This is a genomic window from Dyella sp. 01L423, assembly GCF_056399945.1.
Map to the genome: position 1 here is coordinate 573,857 of NZ_JBFTSI010000002.1, position 14,956 is coordinate 588,812.

The 14,956-nt window shown below is 64.9% G+C and carries 17 protein-coding genes; 4 read left to right on the forward strand and 13 right to left on the reverse strand.

Annotated elements, in window-relative coordinates:
* Positions 1–12: 12 nt before the first annotated feature.
* From AC1DMY_RS09255 to AC1DMY_RS09265, 3 genes are all read right to left on the reverse strand, one after another.
* Complete coding sequence (locus AC1DMY_RS09255) at positions 13–735, reverse strand: SDR family oxidoreductase (RefSeq protein ID WP_477164651.1); 723 nt, start codon at positions 733–735, stop codon at positions 13–15.
* A gap of 33 nt (positions 736–768) precedes the next feature.
* Positions 769–1,365: a TetR/AcrR family transcriptional regulator gene (locus AC1DMY_RS09260; RefSeq protein WP_477164652.1), complete on the reverse strand. Its 597-nt coding sequence runs from the start codon at positions 1,363–1,365 to the stop codon at positions 769–771.
* Positions 1,366–1,448: 83 nt separating this feature from the next.
* Positions 1,449–1,883, reverse strand: coding sequence for an Rrf2 family transcriptional regulator (locus AC1DMY_RS09265; protein WP_477164653.1), 435 nt, complete (start codon positions 1,881–1,883; stop codon positions 1,449–1,451).
* A gap of 113 nt (positions 1,884–1,996) precedes the next feature.
* Here AC1DMY_RS09265 and AC1DMY_RS09270 point away from each other — a divergent pair, with 113 nt between their 5' ends.
* Positions 1,997–2,767: a helix-turn-helix domain-containing protein gene (locus AC1DMY_RS09270; protein WP_477164654.1), complete on the forward strand. Its 771-nt coding sequence runs from the start codon at positions 1,997–1,999 to the stop codon at positions 2,765–2,767.
* Positions 2,768–2,769: 2 nt separating this feature from the next.
* Here the strand turns inward: AC1DMY_RS09270 and ccoS are convergent, their stop codons facing one another.
* The 7 genes from ccoS to ccoN are packed head-to-tail and all read right to left on the reverse strand — an operon-like array spanning position 2,770 to position 8,566.
* Positions 2,770–2,961, reverse strand: a complete 192-nt coding sequence (gene ccoS / locus AC1DMY_RS09275; RefSeq protein ID WP_477164655.1) for a cbb3-type cytochrome oxidase assembly protein CcoS — start codon at positions 2,959–2,961, stop codon at positions 2,770–2,772.
* Complete coding sequence (locus AC1DMY_RS09280) at positions 2,958–5,147, reverse strand: heavy metal translocating P-type ATPase (RefSeq protein ID WP_477164656.1); 2,190 nt, start codon at positions 5,145–5,147, stop codon at positions 2,958–2,960. Before AC1DMY_RS09280 ends, ccoS begins: the two co-directional genes overlap by 4 nt.
* Positions 5,144–5,359, reverse strand: a complete 216-nt coding sequence (locus AC1DMY_RS09285; protein WP_477164657.1) for a hypothetical protein — start codon at positions 5,357–5,359, stop codon at positions 5,144–5,146. The genes AC1DMY_RS09280 and AC1DMY_RS09285 overlap by 4 nt, the downstream gene beginning before the upstream one ends.
* Positions 5,343–6,251 (reverse strand): cytochrome-c oxidase, cbb3-type subunit III, encoded by a 909-nt coding sequence (ccoP, locus tag AC1DMY_RS09290; protein ID WP_477164658.1) that lies wholly within the window; start codon positions 6,249–6,251, stop codon positions 5,343–5,345. Before ccoP ends, AC1DMY_RS09285 begins: the two co-directional genes overlap by 17 nt.
* The gene (locus tag AC1DMY_RS09295; RefSeq protein WP_477164659.1) at positions 6,248–6,439 is read right to left on the reverse strand and encodes a cbb3-type cytochrome oxidase subunit 3; all 192 of its coding nucleotides are present in this window, start codon (positions 6,437–6,439) and stop codon (positions 6,248–6,250) included. The genes ccoP and AC1DMY_RS09295 overlap by 4 nt, the downstream gene beginning before the upstream one ends.
* The gene (gene ccoO, locus AC1DMY_RS09300; RefSeq protein WP_477164660.1) at positions 6,436–7,089 is read right to left on the reverse strand and encodes a cytochrome-c oxidase, cbb3-type subunit II; all 654 of its coding nucleotides are present in this window, start codon (positions 7,087–7,089) and stop codon (positions 6,436–6,438) included. The genes AC1DMY_RS09295 and ccoO overlap by 4 nt, the downstream gene beginning before the upstream one ends.
* A 10-nt stretch (positions 7,090–7,099) precedes the next feature.
* A complete protein-coding gene (gene ccoN, locus AC1DMY_RS09305) occupies positions 7,100–8,566 on the reverse strand; it encodes a cytochrome-c oxidase, cbb3-type subunit I (protein WP_477164661.1) in 1,467 nt (488 codons plus the stop codon).
* Positions 8,567–8,785: 219 nt separating this feature from the next.
* On the opposite strand from ccoN, the gene fdxA reads away from it, so the two are divergent.
* A complete protein-coding gene (fdxA, locus tag AC1DMY_RS09310; RefSeq protein ID WP_477164662.1) occupies positions 8,786–9,109 on the forward strand; it encodes a ferredoxin FdxA in 324 nt (107 codons plus the stop codon).
* Positions 9,110–9,118: 9 nt separating this feature from the next.
* On the opposite strand, the gene AC1DMY_RS09315 is transcribed toward fdxA, so the two are convergent.
* From AC1DMY_RS09315 to AC1DMY_RS09325, 3 genes are all read right to left on the reverse strand, one after another.
* A complete protein-coding gene (locus AC1DMY_RS09315; protein ID WP_477164663.1) occupies positions 9,119–11,065 on the reverse strand; it encodes an FTR1 family protein in 1,947 nt (648 codons plus the stop codon).
* A gap of 67 nt (positions 11,066–11,132) precedes the next feature.
* Entirely contained in the window at positions 11,133–11,552 is a 420-nt protein-coding gene (locus AC1DMY_RS09320; protein ID WP_477164664.1) for a group III truncated hemoglobin, read from the reverse strand.
* Positions 11,553–11,576: 24 nt separating this feature from the next.
* Positions 11,577–12,812, reverse strand: coding sequence for an NnrS family protein (locus tag AC1DMY_RS09325; protein WP_477164665.1), 1,236 nt, complete (start codon positions 12,810–12,812; stop codon positions 11,577–11,579).
* A gap of 337 nt (positions 12,813–13,149) precedes the next feature.
* Between AC1DMY_RS09325 and AC1DMY_RS09330 the strand changes: the two genes are divergently transcribed.
* Both AC1DMY_RS09330 and AC1DMY_RS09335 read left to right on the forward strand, forming a co-directional pair.
* Positions 13,150–14,010: a helix-turn-helix domain-containing protein gene (locus tag AC1DMY_RS09330; protein ID WP_477164666.1), complete on the forward strand. Its 861-nt coding sequence runs from the start codon at positions 13,150–13,152 to the stop codon at positions 14,008–14,010.
* 94 nt (positions 14,011–14,104) lie between these two features.
* Complete coding sequence (locus tag AC1DMY_RS09335; RefSeq protein WP_477164667.1) at positions 14,105–14,848, forward strand: nuclear transport factor 2 family protein; 744 nt, start codon at positions 14,105–14,107, stop codon at positions 14,846–14,848.
* Positions 14,849–14,956: the final 108 nt, after the last annotated feature.

Here is a 14,956-nt window from a genome sequence, read left to right on the forward strand (position 1 = left end):
TCCGTCGCACGATCAGGCGGCGGAGCGACCGATCGAAGCACCACCGTCGACATAGAGCGTCTGCCCGGTGATGTAGCTGGCGCCATCGGACAGCAGGAATTCCACCGTCGCCGCCAATTCGTCCGGCTTGCCCAGGCGCTTCATCGGCACCACCGAGAGAAAGCGTTGCTCGGCCTCGCTGCCTTCGGGCGTGTTCGCGCGGAACAGTTCGGTTTCCGTCGGACCCGGCGCCACCGCATTCACCGTGATGCCGCTTTCCGCCAGCTCCAGGCCCCAGGTGCGGGTGAAACTGTTCACTGCAGCCTTGGCGGCCGCATAGGAGGTGCGATTTGCGTAGCCCAGCGCGACCAGGCTGGTGATGTTCACCACGCGACCCCAGCCCTTGGCGCGCATCTGCGGCAGCAACGCCTGCACGGTCTGGATGGTGGGCACAAGGTTGATGCGCAGGATGTCGTCGAGATCGTTGAGATCCACTTCATCGATCGGCGCCACGCGCACATAGCCGACGTTGTTGACCACGCCATCGAAGGAATACTGCTCGACCAATGCCTTCAGCGCCTTGTCGGTGGCCGCGCGGTCGCCCAGATCGACGGACACCAGCGTGCCGGGGAAATCGGGCTCGTCGATGTTGCGCGCCAGGCCGACGACGCGGTGTCCTGCCTTGGCGAGGCGGTGGGAAATGGCGCGGCCGATGCCCTTGGTGGCGCCGGTGATGAGGAATGTGCGTGGTGACATGGAGGTCTCCATAGAGAGAGGGGGAGTGGGAAATCAGCGGTGTTTCGAGATGCCGGAAGCTTTGAGCGCCGTGGCCACGGCGGCCGTCATGGTGGCGTGGTCAGGGTTGACGCGAGCCATCACGCGCAGGCCCAGCAAGACAGCCAATAGATGCGCGGAAGCTTCCGCGGCGGAAACAGATGACGGCACTTCACCGTTGCGACGGCCAGCCAGCAGGCAGCGACGGAAAAACGCGCGGATGGCGTCAATTTCGCTGGCAATGGCGGCGCGCAGCTCGGGCGCTTCGGGCGTCGCCTGCAGCGCCGAGTTCACCAGGAAACAGCCGCGCTGCTGCGCATCGGACAGCGAGCGCTCGATGACTTCGTTGAAGAACGCGGCGATGGCTTCGCTGGGCGCGAGCGATGCTTCCAGTCGATGGATACGCTCCTTCAGGGTCGTATCGAGGTAGTGCTTGAGCGCCAACTGGAACAGAGACTGCTTGTCGCCAAAGGCGTTGTACAGGCTGGTTACCGTCAAGCCGGTGCGCTGTGCCAGGTCGCGCGTGGAGGTGGCCTCGTAGCCACGCGCCCAGAAAGCCTCCGCAACGGCTTCCAGGGTCTTCTGTTCATCGAATTCGCGTGGCCGTGCCATGACGCACCTTCGTTTTGTATCGATTGAAACAATAATATGTATCGATCGATACAGAATTCAAGTGCCGCCGAGAATTGAGGGGCTCAGACCAGGTGTAGCAGGGTGGCCAAGGGTCGTGGCCGAACCAGCAGGTCGGCCAGCGTGTGCTGGTCGAGCTCCCGGTACATGGCTTCCATGGCCTGGCCAAGGATGCCCTTGAGGCGGCAGGCCGGCGTGATGCGGCAGCGGGACGTGGCGGGGTCGAAGCACTCGACCAGGGCGTCCGAGGCTTCGCAGGCTCGAACAATCGCACCAATGGAGATGGCGGATGCCTCGCGCGCCAGCTGCATGCCGCCCCCCTTGCCGCGTACGGTTTCGAGATAGCCCTCGCGTGCCAGCCAGTTCACCACCTTCATCAGGTGATTGCCGGAAATGCCGTAGGCGGCGGCGATATCGCCGCGCGTGACCAGCGTTCCTTCGTTGACGCCCACGTACATCAGGGTGCGTAGGCAGTAGTCGGTGAAGACATTTAGTCGCATGGCCTGGAATAAGATGTATTTGGAATGCATATTATGGCGGTCCGCCACGGGAGGAAAGCCACGCCCGTCCACCGGAGCGGCAGCGTCTCCCTGAGCCAGACTACGAGTTCGCCATGCATACCGAACTGCTGAGCATTCGCGAACCCTCCCGCGTTGCCGCCCTGCCAGAAGTCGATGCCGCACCGTGCTGCCATAGCTGCGCTTACTCGCATGTCTGCCAGGGCGAGGGCTACGGCAAGCGCGAGCTGGCAGCCTTGCAGTGCGTGGTCGAGCAGGTGCCGTCGGTGGCCAGCGGGGAGCATCTGTTTCGCCGTGGCGAACCGTTTCGCGCGCTCTATGCCGTGAGCTCAGGCAGTGTGAAGACGTCGATCTTCACGCGCGATGGCCGCGAGCAGGTGCTGGGTTTCTACCTGCCTGGCGAAGTCGTAGGTCTCAACGGCATCTATCCGGAGAGCTACCCTTGCGATGCGTTGGCGCTGGAACGTTCCTCCTTCTGCCACCTGGCATTCCCTGCCATGCGGTCGCTGGCGACCGAGCTCCCCGTGGTGCAGCAGCATCTGTTCCGCATGCTGAGCAAAGAGCTCGGCATGGCCAGTCTGTTGGCAGGTGAGCATTCCGCCGAAGAGCGCGTGGCGGCCTTCCTGCTGGATCTGGGCGAGCGATACGCGCAGCGCGGGCAGTCATCGACCGTGTTCCGACTGGCCATGTCGCGCAGCGATATCGCCAGCTATCTGCGGCTGGCGCCGGAAACCGTGAGTCGCGTGATCAGCCGGTTCCGCGACAAGCATTGGGTGAGCATCCATGGACGGCGCGTGCAGCTGCACGACGTCGGCGCACTTGGCGAGCTGGGTTACGGACTGGTCCAGCTGACGGCAGCCGCCTGAGTCTATCGATCAGGCGTATTCGCCTCGACGTGGGGCGGCGCGGGCGTGCCGAGCTCGTTTTCTTCCATCAGCGGCAGCACGCCGGGACTGTCCAGGTCATCGAATTGCTGGTGATGCACGGCCCAGAAGAACACGCCTACCGCTGCGATGACGATCAGGAAGGTGACCGGTATGAGTACCAGGATGATGTTCACGCCTGGTCACCTTGGCGGGTCGGGCGGCGGCCCACGCGCATGGCATTGAGCACCACCAGCAGCGAGCTGGCCGACATGCCCACAGCGGCCAGCCACGGTGGCACTAAACCAAGCGCGGCGAATGGCACGGCGCAGAGGTTATAGCCCAGCGACCAGCGGCGTCCTTGCGCCACCACCTGCCGCACCTCTCGTGCGATTCGGCGTGCCTCGACCAGGCCATGCAATTGTCCGTGCATCAGCAGCAGGTCCGCGTTGGCCTGCGACAGCTCGGTGCCCGAGGTAAGCGCGGCGGAAACGTCGGCTGCCGCGAGGGTGGGCGCGTCGTTGTTGCCGTCGCCGACGGCAAGCGTCACATGGCCTTGCTTTCTTTTGTGTTTGAGCAAGGCGAGTTTATCCAGCGGCGATTGCCGCGCATGGCTTTCGCATACGCCTAGCGCGGCAGCGGCGACCGCCACCCGCGAAGGCGCATCGCCGCTGGCGATCACGGTGTCGATACCGTCGGCACGGAGCTTATGCAGTGTGGCCGGCGCATCCTTTCGCACGGTTTCGTCCACGCGCAGGGCGGCAATGAGTCCGTGTTCGTCGGAAAGACAAAGGTCCTCGCTGTCCTTGCCATCCAGGCGGCGGCCAAGGCGCAGTCGATGGCCGCCCATCTCGCCGGTGATGCCCGATCCCGGCACGATCGCCACGTGCTGCACGTCGCCCGAGCGGATCGTGTTCGTGGCCAGCGCGACGGCCTTGGCCATGGGATGCGAGCTGCGCGATGCGAGCGCGCCGGCGAGGCTCATCCATGCGATGCCATGGCCAGTCGCGTGCGATGCAGGCAGGTCGATGTGCGGCGTGGTCAGCGTTCCCGTTTTGTCGAATACGGCCACGTCGACGCGGGCCATGGTTTCCAGCGCCGTGCTGTCGACCACCAGCACGCCGCGTTGGGCGAGCACGCCGAGCGCGCGGGTCATCGCGCTGGGTGCGGTAAGCGCAAACGCGCAGGGGCAGGCAATGACGAGTACAGCGATGGCCGATTCAAACGCCTTGCCCGGATCGACCAGCAGCCATCCGGCCGCCGTCAGCAGGGTCAACAGCAGCACGCGTCCCACGAACGGGCGCAGATCGGCGTGGTCGGTGAGCGCGGCAGCTTCGCGTGCCATCCGTGTGCGTGCGCTCAGCGCGCCGATGCGGGCGGCGGCGGTGTGCTTGCCACTGCGTTGCACGCGCAAGGTGGCAACACCATCGAGCACGATGCTGCCCGCCGCCAGTGGCGCGCCGCGGCAACGCGTGACCGGCCGCGATTCACCGGTCAAGGCCGACTCGTCCAACTTGACCGATTCGCTTTCGAGCTCGCCATCGGCAGGCACGGTGGCGCCCTCGGCGATGTGCACGCGATCGCCACGCAGCAGTTCCATCGCCGGCATCGTTTCCAGCGTGCCGTCGGCGCGGTAACGCTGGGCAAGCAGGGGCGTGCTGTCGATCGCGGCGTCACCCAGCGCCGTGTTGCGGTGCTGCGCGCGGCGTTCGATGTAGCGCGCCGCAAGCAGCAGAAAGACGAACATGGTGATGGAGTCAAAGTAAATCTCGCCATGACCGCGAAGGGTGTTGGCGGCACTGGCCAGAAAGACCAGCCACACGGCCACCGCAACAGGCAGGTTCATGCCCAGCGTTCGCGTTCGCAGCTCGTGCAACGCGCCCTGGGTGAATGGACGCGCGCTATAGATCACCACCGGCACGGACGAAAGCAAGCCCAGCCAGCGGAACAGTTCCCGCGTAGTGAAGTCCACAAAATCCACCACGCCCAGGTAGATCACCAGGGCGTACGTCATCACCTGCATGGTGAACATGCCGGCGACCAGCAACCGCTTGAGCAGGTCGCGGGCTTCCTGTTGATCGCTATCGTCTGCGCGGTCGAGCCCGAGCGGCTGCGCGGGGCATTGCAGGCTGGCGAAGGCACGCAGCAGCGCGGGCAGGCTGGTGCGCGAGTCGTCCCAGATCACGTGCGCGCGACGCGACGCCGTGTCGATGCGTACACGCTGGACGCCCGGCAAGCCGTGCAGCAACTGGTCCAGTTGCATGACTTGGCGTGCGCCCTGCAAGGACGCCAGGCGAAAGCTGGCCTCGCGCTTGCCGTCGCGCCGCGACCGCAGCACCTGCGCGGCGAGTTGGGGATGCGCCCAGACCTCGTAGGTATTCATCGCGATGGCGGGCGATGGTCGTGGGTGGTGGCCGGCACGCCCATCACGGGCGGCGGCGCATCGACGGGTTCATCGGCGTGGCGCGCGCCCAGCACGATCATCCACACGCAACCCGCCAGCGATGCCGCGAAGATGGCTGCACCCAGCCACAGCACAGGTTGCTGATACCAGCGTCCGCCGTCATCGACGGCGATGTCATCGTGAGTCCGCATGATCCGGATGGGAGACGTGATAAACGTAGGAGGCAAGCACGCGGATCTGGTCATCCGTGAGGCGTGGACTCCATGCTGGCATATGTCCTTGTCGCCCGTCGTGAATGCTGCTTTCGATATCCGCCAGCGAGCCGCCATGCAGCCAGACCTGGTCGGTGAGGTTGGGCGCACCCAGTGCGGGGTTGCCCTTGCCATCGGGGCCGTGGCAAGCCGCGCAGGTGACGAACAGCGGCTTGCCTGCGGCTGCGGCCTTCTCGTCATGCGGACGGCCGGAGAGGCTAAGCACGTACTGCGTGAGGTCCTTCACGTTCTCCTCGCCGAGGCTAGCCCATGGCGGCATCACGCCGCTGCGGCCATCATGGATGGACGTATAGATGTCCTTGCCGCTGCCGCCATAGAGCCAGTCGTTGTCAGTGAGGTCGGGGGCGCCCAGCAAGATGTTGCCCGTCGCTGCGCGGCCATGGCAGGCCGCGCAGTTGTCCCCGAACAGGCGCTTGCCCAGCTGCTGCGCATTGGGATCGCCTGACAGCTGCTCGATGGGATAGAGCGAGAAGCGCTTCATCATGTCGTCGAGCTTGGCGTTGTTGGCGGCGGTGTGCTCGGCCAGCTCGCCGTGCGAGGTCCAGTGAAGGATGCCCTTGAAGCGGCCGAAGCCCGGAAACAACGCCAGATAAGCGAAGCCCCAGGCGAACATGGCGCCGGACATGATGATCCACCACATCGGTAGCCGATGGACGCCTTCGCGCAGTACGCCATGGGCCCAGACGTGTCCGCTGGTGCCGTCCTCGCGCACGGGAATCTTGGCGCGCGGCGCCCACAGGTACAGAAAGAACGTGATGCCGAGATTGAGCACCACCAGGAACATGATCCATAGCGACCAGAACAGGCTCATGCGTCGGCGTCCCTGGCGGCGGTGATCGCGGCATGTTCCGGCGGAGCGTCGTCTTCCATCGGCAATTGGGCCATGCGCGAGAACGCGCGGCGGTGATGGCCGCTCCAGGCCCAGGCCCAGATGCCGATGAAGGTGACCATCATGAAGACGATGATGACGCCGGTCAGGTGTCCCCACAGTTCGTTCATGGCTCGCCTCCATCGGTGGCGGGGTTGGTGGGCGCCACGGTGGGCTCGTTGCGGATGCCGAGCCCTTGCAGGTACGCCACCAGGGCGTCGAGTTCGGTCTTGTCCTTGACGGCGTCGGGCGCGCTGGCGATGTCGGCATCGCTATAGGGGTCGCCCAGCTTGCGCAGGCCGCGCATGCGCGCCTGGATATCCGACGCGTCGAGCGTCGTCTTGGCCAGCCACGGGTAGCCGGGCATGTTCGACTGCGGCACCACCTGGCGCGGATTCATCATGTGCAGCACATGCCACTGGTCCGAATACTTGCCGCCCACGCGCGCCAGATCCGGTCCTGTTCGCTTGGAGCCCCATTGGAACGGGCGGTCGTAGACCGATTCCTCCGCGATCGAATAGTGGCCGTAGCGCTGGGTTTCGTTACGCAACGCGCGGATCATCTGCGAATGGCACAGATAGCAACCTTCGCGCACGTAGACATCGCGCCCGGCAAGACGCAACGGGTCATACGGCTTCACTCCCGACGGCGCGCTCACCGCATGTGCCCGCATGAACAGCGGGGTGATTTCGGCGAGACCGCCGATGGAGACCATGATCGCGGTCAGAATGCCAAGAAGTCCCGCATTCTTCTCGATGGCTTCGAAGTGCCGATAGGCCATGGCGCGCTCCTCAACCCACCGCCGGAAGCGGCGCCGGCACCTGGTCAGGCTCGGGTTCGGGAATCGGCACGGGTATCGGCTTGATGATCCGCGCGCGCGCATCGGCCGCCGTATGCCACAGGTTCCACGCCATCACGACCATGCCCGACAACACCAGCAGGCCGCCCATCCAGCGGATCAGGTACATCGGCTTGATCGCGATCAGGCTATCGAGGAAGGAATAGGTGAGCGAGCCATCCGCATTGGTGGCGCGCCACATGACGCCTTCTGTGACGCCAGCCGTCCACATCGAGCCGATGTACATCAGCAGGCCCATGATGTGCAGCCAGAAGTGCACTTCCATCGCCTTCTGCGAATACATCGCCGGCCGGCCCAGCGCGCGCGGCGCCATGGCGTATAGCGAGCCGATGGTGATCATCGCCACCCAGCCGATCGAGCCCGAATGCACGTGGGCGATGGTCCAGTCGGTGTAATGCGACAGCGAGTTGACCGTCTTGATCGCCATCATCGAGCCTTCGAAGGTGGCCGCGGCGTAGAACACCAGCGACATCACCATGAACTTGGCGGCGGCATCGGTTTTCAGGCGCGCCCACGAGCCGTTGAAGGTGAGCAGTCCGTTGGCAGCGGAACCCCAGCTGGGCATCAGCAGCACCAGCGAAAACGCCATGCCGACCGACTGCACCCAGTCGGGCAGGGCCGTGTACATCAGGTGGTGCGAGCCCGCCCACATGTATACCGAGATAAGCGCCCAGAAATTGACGATGGAGAAGCGGTAACTCCACAGCGGCTGCTGCGCCTGGCGCGGCACGAAGTAATACATCATGCCCAGGAAGCCGGCGGTCAGGAAAAACGCCACGGCGTTGTGGCCGTACCACCACTGCACCATCGCATCCACCACGCCCGAATACACCGGGTAAGACTTGGTCATGCTGATCGGCAACGCGATGTTGTTGACGATATGCAGCAGGCCCACCGCGATGATGAAGGCCCCGTAGTACCAGTTCGCCACGTAGATATGGCGGATGCGCCGCCGCGCCAGCGTGCCGAAGAACACCGCGCCAAACGACACCCATACCACCGCAATCAGGATATCCACGAACCATTCGGGCTCGGCGTATTCCTTGCTCTGGGTGAGGCCCAGCGGCATGGTGGTCATGGCCAGCACGCAGACCAGCTGCCATCCCCAGAAAGTGAGTTCGGCCAGTCTGGACATGGCCAGGCGAGTGTGTCCGGTGCGTTGGACCACGTAGTAGCAGGTGCCCATCAGGGCCGAGCCGCCGAACGCGAAGATCACGCCGAAGGTATGGTCTGGCCGGATGCGGCTGAAGGTGAGCCAGGGCAGGTCGAAGTTGAGCGCCGGCCACATCAGCTCAGCGGCCGCGTAGACGCCCACCGACATGCCGATGATACCCCACACGGCGGCCGCCAGCAGGAACAGACGCACTACCTTGTCGTCGTAATACTCGGTATTCGGCATGGGAATTCCGCCTTGGTCGATGGCAGGATGTTGCGCCGCAAGGTCGTCGCATATCGATGACCTAAGTCAAAATTTGTAGGACATGGCTGTCATGCGCGGCGGCGTATTGCCTCAGTTGTGTCGGAAGAGTGCCGTCAGCCGCCGCGCGATTTTGACCCCCATCAGTGCTGGTACCGCTGGAGCCGAGGCAAGCTATGTATTCGCCTTGTGAGCGCGGACATGACCCACGTCGTCACCGAGAACTGCATCAACTGCAAGCACACCGACTGCGTCGAGGTGTGCCCGGTGGATTGTTTCCACGAGGGCCCGAACTTCCTGGTGATCGACCCGGACGAATGCATCGACTGCACGCTATGCGTCGATGAATGCCCGGTTGGCGCCATCTACGCAGAGGACGACGTGCCGGCGGGACAGGAGTTGTTCCTGGCATTGAATGCGGAACTGGCCAGGCAATGGCCGGTGATCGACGCAAAGATTCCCGCTATCCCCGATGCGGCAGCCTGGGACGGTCGCCCGCACAAGCTGCCTTTGCTTATTCGTTGAACGCCTGGGTCAGCTGGCGCTTGCACGCCAGCGGTTATAGGCAAAGCCGACCGCGAGCATCAGCGCCACGGCGAGCTGAGCCAGCAATGACTGCCAGGTGGGATAGACACCCAGGACATCGATGGAGGGTACCGGCGCCACGGTGACGGCGGTCCAGCCCGCTTCCTGCAGCGCCGCCACGCCCTTGCCCGTAAGCACGATGGCGAGCAGGGCGATCACGAGCGAACTCAGCGAGAAGAACAAGCCCAGCGGCAGGCGCTGGCTGGTGCGCAGCAGGATCCATGCGATCAGGCCGAGGATGATCGAGCCCACGACGATGCCGGCGAGCAGCCACTGTCCCTGGCCTTCGTTCCACAACGCCGTATAGAACAGGATGGTCTCGAACACTTCGCGATAGACCGAGATGAAGGTCAGGCCGAACACGAACCACGCCGACTTGCGGTCGAGTGCGGTCGCCATCTTCGCCTTCAGGTACGACTGCCAGCGGCCGCCGATGCTCTTCTGGTGCATCCACAGTCCCACCGCCAGCAACACGCCGGCGGCAAACAGCGAGGACAGTCCCTCGGTCAGCTCCCGGCTGGCGCCACTGATCGAAATCGCATAGCTCGCTACCGCCCACGTGGCCGCGCCTGCCAGCAGCGCAAGGATCCAGCCGGCGTGCACATAGCGCGTCGCGTCATGGCGGTCCGCCTTGCGCAGGAAGGCGAGCAAGGCGACCACCACGAGCAGGGCTTCCAATCCTTCGCGCACAAGGATGGTGAGTGCACCGATGAAGGTCGTCGTCGGACTGGCGGCGCCTGCGGCCAGCAGCAGCTGCGCCTGGGCAAGCAACTGATCGACGTCGTGCGATTGCTTGGCGACGGCATCGCCCGCCGCAGGCTGCGAGAGCGCCGTGCGATAGGCGCCCATCGCCGTTTCGATGCGCGCACGCAGGGCGGCATCGCGTGCATCGAGCTGCGCCTCCACCGGTTCAACGCCATCAAGGTAGGCAGAAAGCGCGAGTTGTCGGGCCTCTTCCATCTTGCCCTTGCGATAGGCGTCCACGCTATCTGCCACGCGCGTGCGCGCCAGCGGAAGGCCGGCCAGGGCTTCGTGCACTGCCTGCGGATGCGCGCGAAGGTAGCCGATGACGAGCCGGGCCTGGGTGGCGCCGATGGTGTCGGCCAGACCGGAAACGCGCGCACGGGCCAGTTCATTGGGCGATGCGATGGCGCCGCGAGCGCGCTGATCGCTGTGCCATGCCTGTTCGCCTTGCGTGCCTGCTTCGGGGTACGCCAGCGTACCCACGTAATAGGCCAGCGACCAACGCTCATCGCCGGAAAGCGTCTGCGCATAGCTGGCCATCGGCGTGCCGGCGACGCCCTGGGTGATCACTTCGTAAAGCGACAAAGCACTGCGCTGATCCGCACGCGCGGCGTTGGTGAAATCGATCGGGCGCGGCGACAGCTGCAATCCGGCAGGGCCGTCGCCATGTCCGGTGGCGCCATGACAAAGCGCGCATTGCGCCTGGTAGACGGCCGCGCCGCGGGCGAGGTCTGGCGCATTGCTCGGCGCGGTGGGGATCGGATACGCCTGCAGCAGGCTATCGGTCAGCGCGTGCGCCTGGCGGGCGACTTCGGCTTCCGGTGCTTTCGCGTCGATCAGTGCCACCAGACTGTCCGCCTGTTCGCGCAATACCGGCGTGGCGGACGAGGGCGGCAGTGCCTGCACACGATCGCGTGCATGGCGCGCAAACTCGCGCATTTCGTCGTATTCGGAGGCGCTCACCACTTCGCCATGCTTCACCGCGCCCGCATAGTCGGCGGCGAGGTAATCGAGCATCTGCCAGGTCTGCGGCACGCTTGCTGCGGGGTCGTCCGGCGCGGATTGCGCATGCGCGGGCGACCAGGTCAGCCCAAGCGCGAGGATCAGGGCGGGGAGCGTGCGCAGCACTTCACAAATGCGATTGATTCTCATCTGTGAAGTGTACTCCCATCATCGACCGCGCGTCGTTCAAGCAAACAGACACAGCGTTGATGCATCGTCACGATGCGATATGCAGGGGACCGAGTACGCGCGACGGGTGATCGATATTCAGGCGACCCTGGCCGATGCCCATGCTCAGACCCTGCGCCACGCGTTCGGCGGTGCCGATGAAGAGCTCCGCTGCCGGTGCGTCAAACACCTCGCGTGCGGTCTCTCGCCAAAGGGCCAGCCAGCGATGGAACAGCCTTTGCGGAAACGCGGGCAAGGCGCGGTGCACGCCCATCGGATTGCCGCGGTAGCGTCCCGAGCGCAGCACGATCGACGACCAGAAGTCGCGCAGGATTTGCTTATGGGTGATCCAGTCGTGGATGGCCGCGTTGAACACAGGCCCCAGTTCCTCGTCCGCGCGCACCTTGTCGTAGAAGCGATCGACCAGGGTGGCAATGCCAATCTCGTTTGCTGCAGGAAAAAGCGCCATAACGTGCTGTCTTTGATAGGCGTGTCAGCCGGGTGCGCCGTCACGCCGTGGGGTGAGATAAATCCATAGCGAACGCGCCACCCAGGGCGCCATCGCCAGCAACCAGAGCGAGGCCGCGGCGATATACCAGGGCCATGGCTGCAAGGTGGCTTCGGCCAACACGCGTATCAAGGCCACCAGCTGCATGCCGATGAAGGCAAGCCACGGGATGGGGCCCATGGCCAGCGGACGTCCGGAGTGACCGTGGGTGACGCGCGTCACCATGGCCACCAGCATGGAACTGAAGAATCCGATGGTGAGCGCATGCAGTGGCGCCAGCGCGCGGGAGTTTGCGCCGCTCGCCAGCACGTGGATGCTGTCCGCCGTGTAGAGCGCGAACGACAACGGTAGCCATGCCAGCGCGATATAGAGCACCAGCAGCAAGCCGGGGCGCGTCGCCTTCCACGGCTGCCAGGCGAGCCATTGCCACAGCAGCAGCGCGGTCATCGGCGCATCGGCCAGCCAGCGCCAGCCGGAGGCGTTGAACAGGTCAAATCCGAGATGGGCAAGGCTGAAAAGCCACGCGGCGAGCAGCGACCAGATCGGGCGCACCACGCGATAGCCCGTCACCACGTTGCCGGTGAAGAACGGCACCATGCGATGCGCCACCGTAAAGAACATCGGCAACAGGAATCCAAAGGTGCCGATGTGATTGGCTGCCGGTATCCAGCCTGGTGGCGCGCCCAGGCTCGCGCCAAGCACCATGCCCAGGCCGACGGCGCCAAGCGCCAGTGCGGCCCAGGCCGATCGGGCCCATGCATCGCGATAGCCATGGCGGCGGAGCCGGTCGCCCAGGGTCCATAACGCGGTAAGCCAGCCCAGCAGCATGGCGCCAAGGCCCCATGGCAGCATGCGCGGCATCCCGCTGGCCGCTCCAAGGACAAGCGCCGCCCCGCCCAGCATCAGGCCGAACACGATGGCGTAGACCCTGTGCGCAATGACTTCGACGTTCATCCATCGCGGAAACACAGTGAGGAGAAAGCCCATGATGAACGGCGCCAGGGTGGCGTATTGCATCAAAACGCCGTGCGTCCATCCCGCCGGCAGCGGTTGCGCCGGCAGCGCCCAGCCTCGCCAGGACGCCAGCAAGACCCATAACCACCACAGCATGCCGGTGGCGAGCAGGGTCGCGCCGACAAAGAACATGGCGCGATGAGGTGCGGCCAGCAGCGTCGGCAGGGTGACAGTGTCAGAGGGAGCGGAGCGGGTGGTGGATGGCATGAGGAGGGTTCGCGCGATGCGCTGGAGCCCTAGTGTCGCGACCGGTGAGCTCAAGGCGCTCTGATCTGGGTCAGATTTAGGCGGGATGGCTTTGCGGGCGATCCATCGGCTCCGGCCGTGTGCAGGTGGACCAGACCAACTGCCACAGGGCATGCGTAGCGGGCGTGACGCTTTGGCCGTGCTCACCAGGCCCATGGCATGTTGCAGTTCTGTATCAGCGACCGCGGTGGCCCCTATGGCACAGGCGCGGGCTCCCTCGTTATGGACGTCCGTTTGCCGCAGCCGCAGGCGGACGCCTAGGCTGTGCTACTGTCGGCCCAGAGGCGAGGGGGCCACCATGCGCAGGCTTTCCCATAACGGACATCCCAAGACGTCCGGCGAAACCGTTGAAGTCGACGACGGTTCGGCCACGATGCGTCGCGAGCCGGGGCAGGCGACAGCGTCAAGGCACGTGCGTCGCGAGCGGCCCCATCGCATACGGCGGCCTTCGGCGACGGATCCGATGCCGCCCTGTGTAAGTTGTGAATTTGCCGGCCAGTGCCTGGTCGCGCTCGGTCACGCCGACCTCGAACCGAGTCATGACGTGGTGAGGCGGGCATGGTCCTGCGCCGCGGGCGATGTGGTGATCCGGCGCGGCGATGCGCTGCGCGAGGTGCATGTGGTCCGTGCGGGCGGCGTCAAGGCGTTTGTGTTGGCCAGCGATGGTCGCGAACAGGTGCTGGGCTTTCACCTGCCGGGCGAGCTGGTGGGGCTTGCCGCGATCCATCTGGGCAGCCATCCGGGCGACGTCGTGGCGCTGGAGTCGAGCGAGTTCTGCGGACTGTCGTTCGAGGATGTGTTGTCGGTGTCGTCGCAGGCGCCGCGGGTGCAGCAGCAGTTGCTGCACGTGATCAGCGGCGAATTGAGCAGGGCGAGCCAACTGGCCGGCGACCTCAATGCCGAGGAGCGCGTGGCGTCCTTTCTGCTGGATCTGCAGCGGCGCGGCGGCAGCGATCAGAGCAAAGACCACCCCTTGCGTCTGACCATGTCGCGCACGGACATGGCCAACTATCTGCGGCTCGCGTCCGAGACAGTCAGTCGCGTGTTCAGTCGATTCCGGGCCAGGGGCTGGTTAGAGGTGACGGGGCGCAACGTGCGCCTGCTCGATGCCGATGCGCTGCAGCGTGTCTGCCGGAACTCGCCGGGCGCCGACTCCTGAGTTTCACGGGTGATGCTGAGCCCCAGTGACTTCAAGCACGGGTGTGCCGCGGCTTGCCCGGCGCATGCTCATAGGCCATTGCCGGAGGATCACCATGCTCAAGCGATCGCTCGTCGTTGGAATGCTCGCCAGTGCGGCGTTGGCAGCGATGCTGCCCAGTCAAGCAGCCGAAGCGCCCAGCGCCTTGCGCGATCAGCTCGTGCAGACGACGCGGATGCTGATGGACGCGCTGCCCACCGGCGACAAAGCCGTGTGGGAAAGCCACGTCACCGATGATGCTGTGGTGATCGACGAGTTTGGTCGGGTGGCGGGCAAGGCGGAAACCATTGCATCGCTCCATCCGTTTCCTGCGGGCATCACGGGCAGCATGGAAATGCGCGACCCGCATGCCTGGGTCCATGGCGACAGCGCGTTGCTGAGCGTGGAGCAGTACGAGCGCGAAACCTATTTTGGGCAGTCGTTCGTGGTGCGCTACCGCGCGCTACTGACTTTTGTGAAACAGTCGGGCGAATGGAAAGTGGCGGGTTTCGAGGATGTGACCATTCCCACGGCGCCGCCGAAGATCGATGTGCCGGGTCTCGTCTTGAGCGATTACGCAGGCACTTATCGTTTCGCGCCGAATCGTGCGTGGACGGTCTCGTTGGATCATGGCGTGCTCGGTTATGTCACGCGCGCTGGCGGCCCGGTCAATACGTTGCAGCCCGTGGCGAAGGACGTATTCATGGGCACGGATGATGAGCGCAACCTGCTGGTGTTCCAGCGCGACGCCCACGGGAAGATCACCGCGCTGATTGAGCGGCGCAAGTTCAACGATCTGCGCCTGAATCGAGAGGGTTGAACGGCGCGGGACGGGGATGGAAAGTTGCGCGTCATTGTTTTTAGGGGCGCACTTGCGCGCGACCAGCCAGCGACGCGGTACACCCGGGCGCTGCGGTCGCGCACAAGT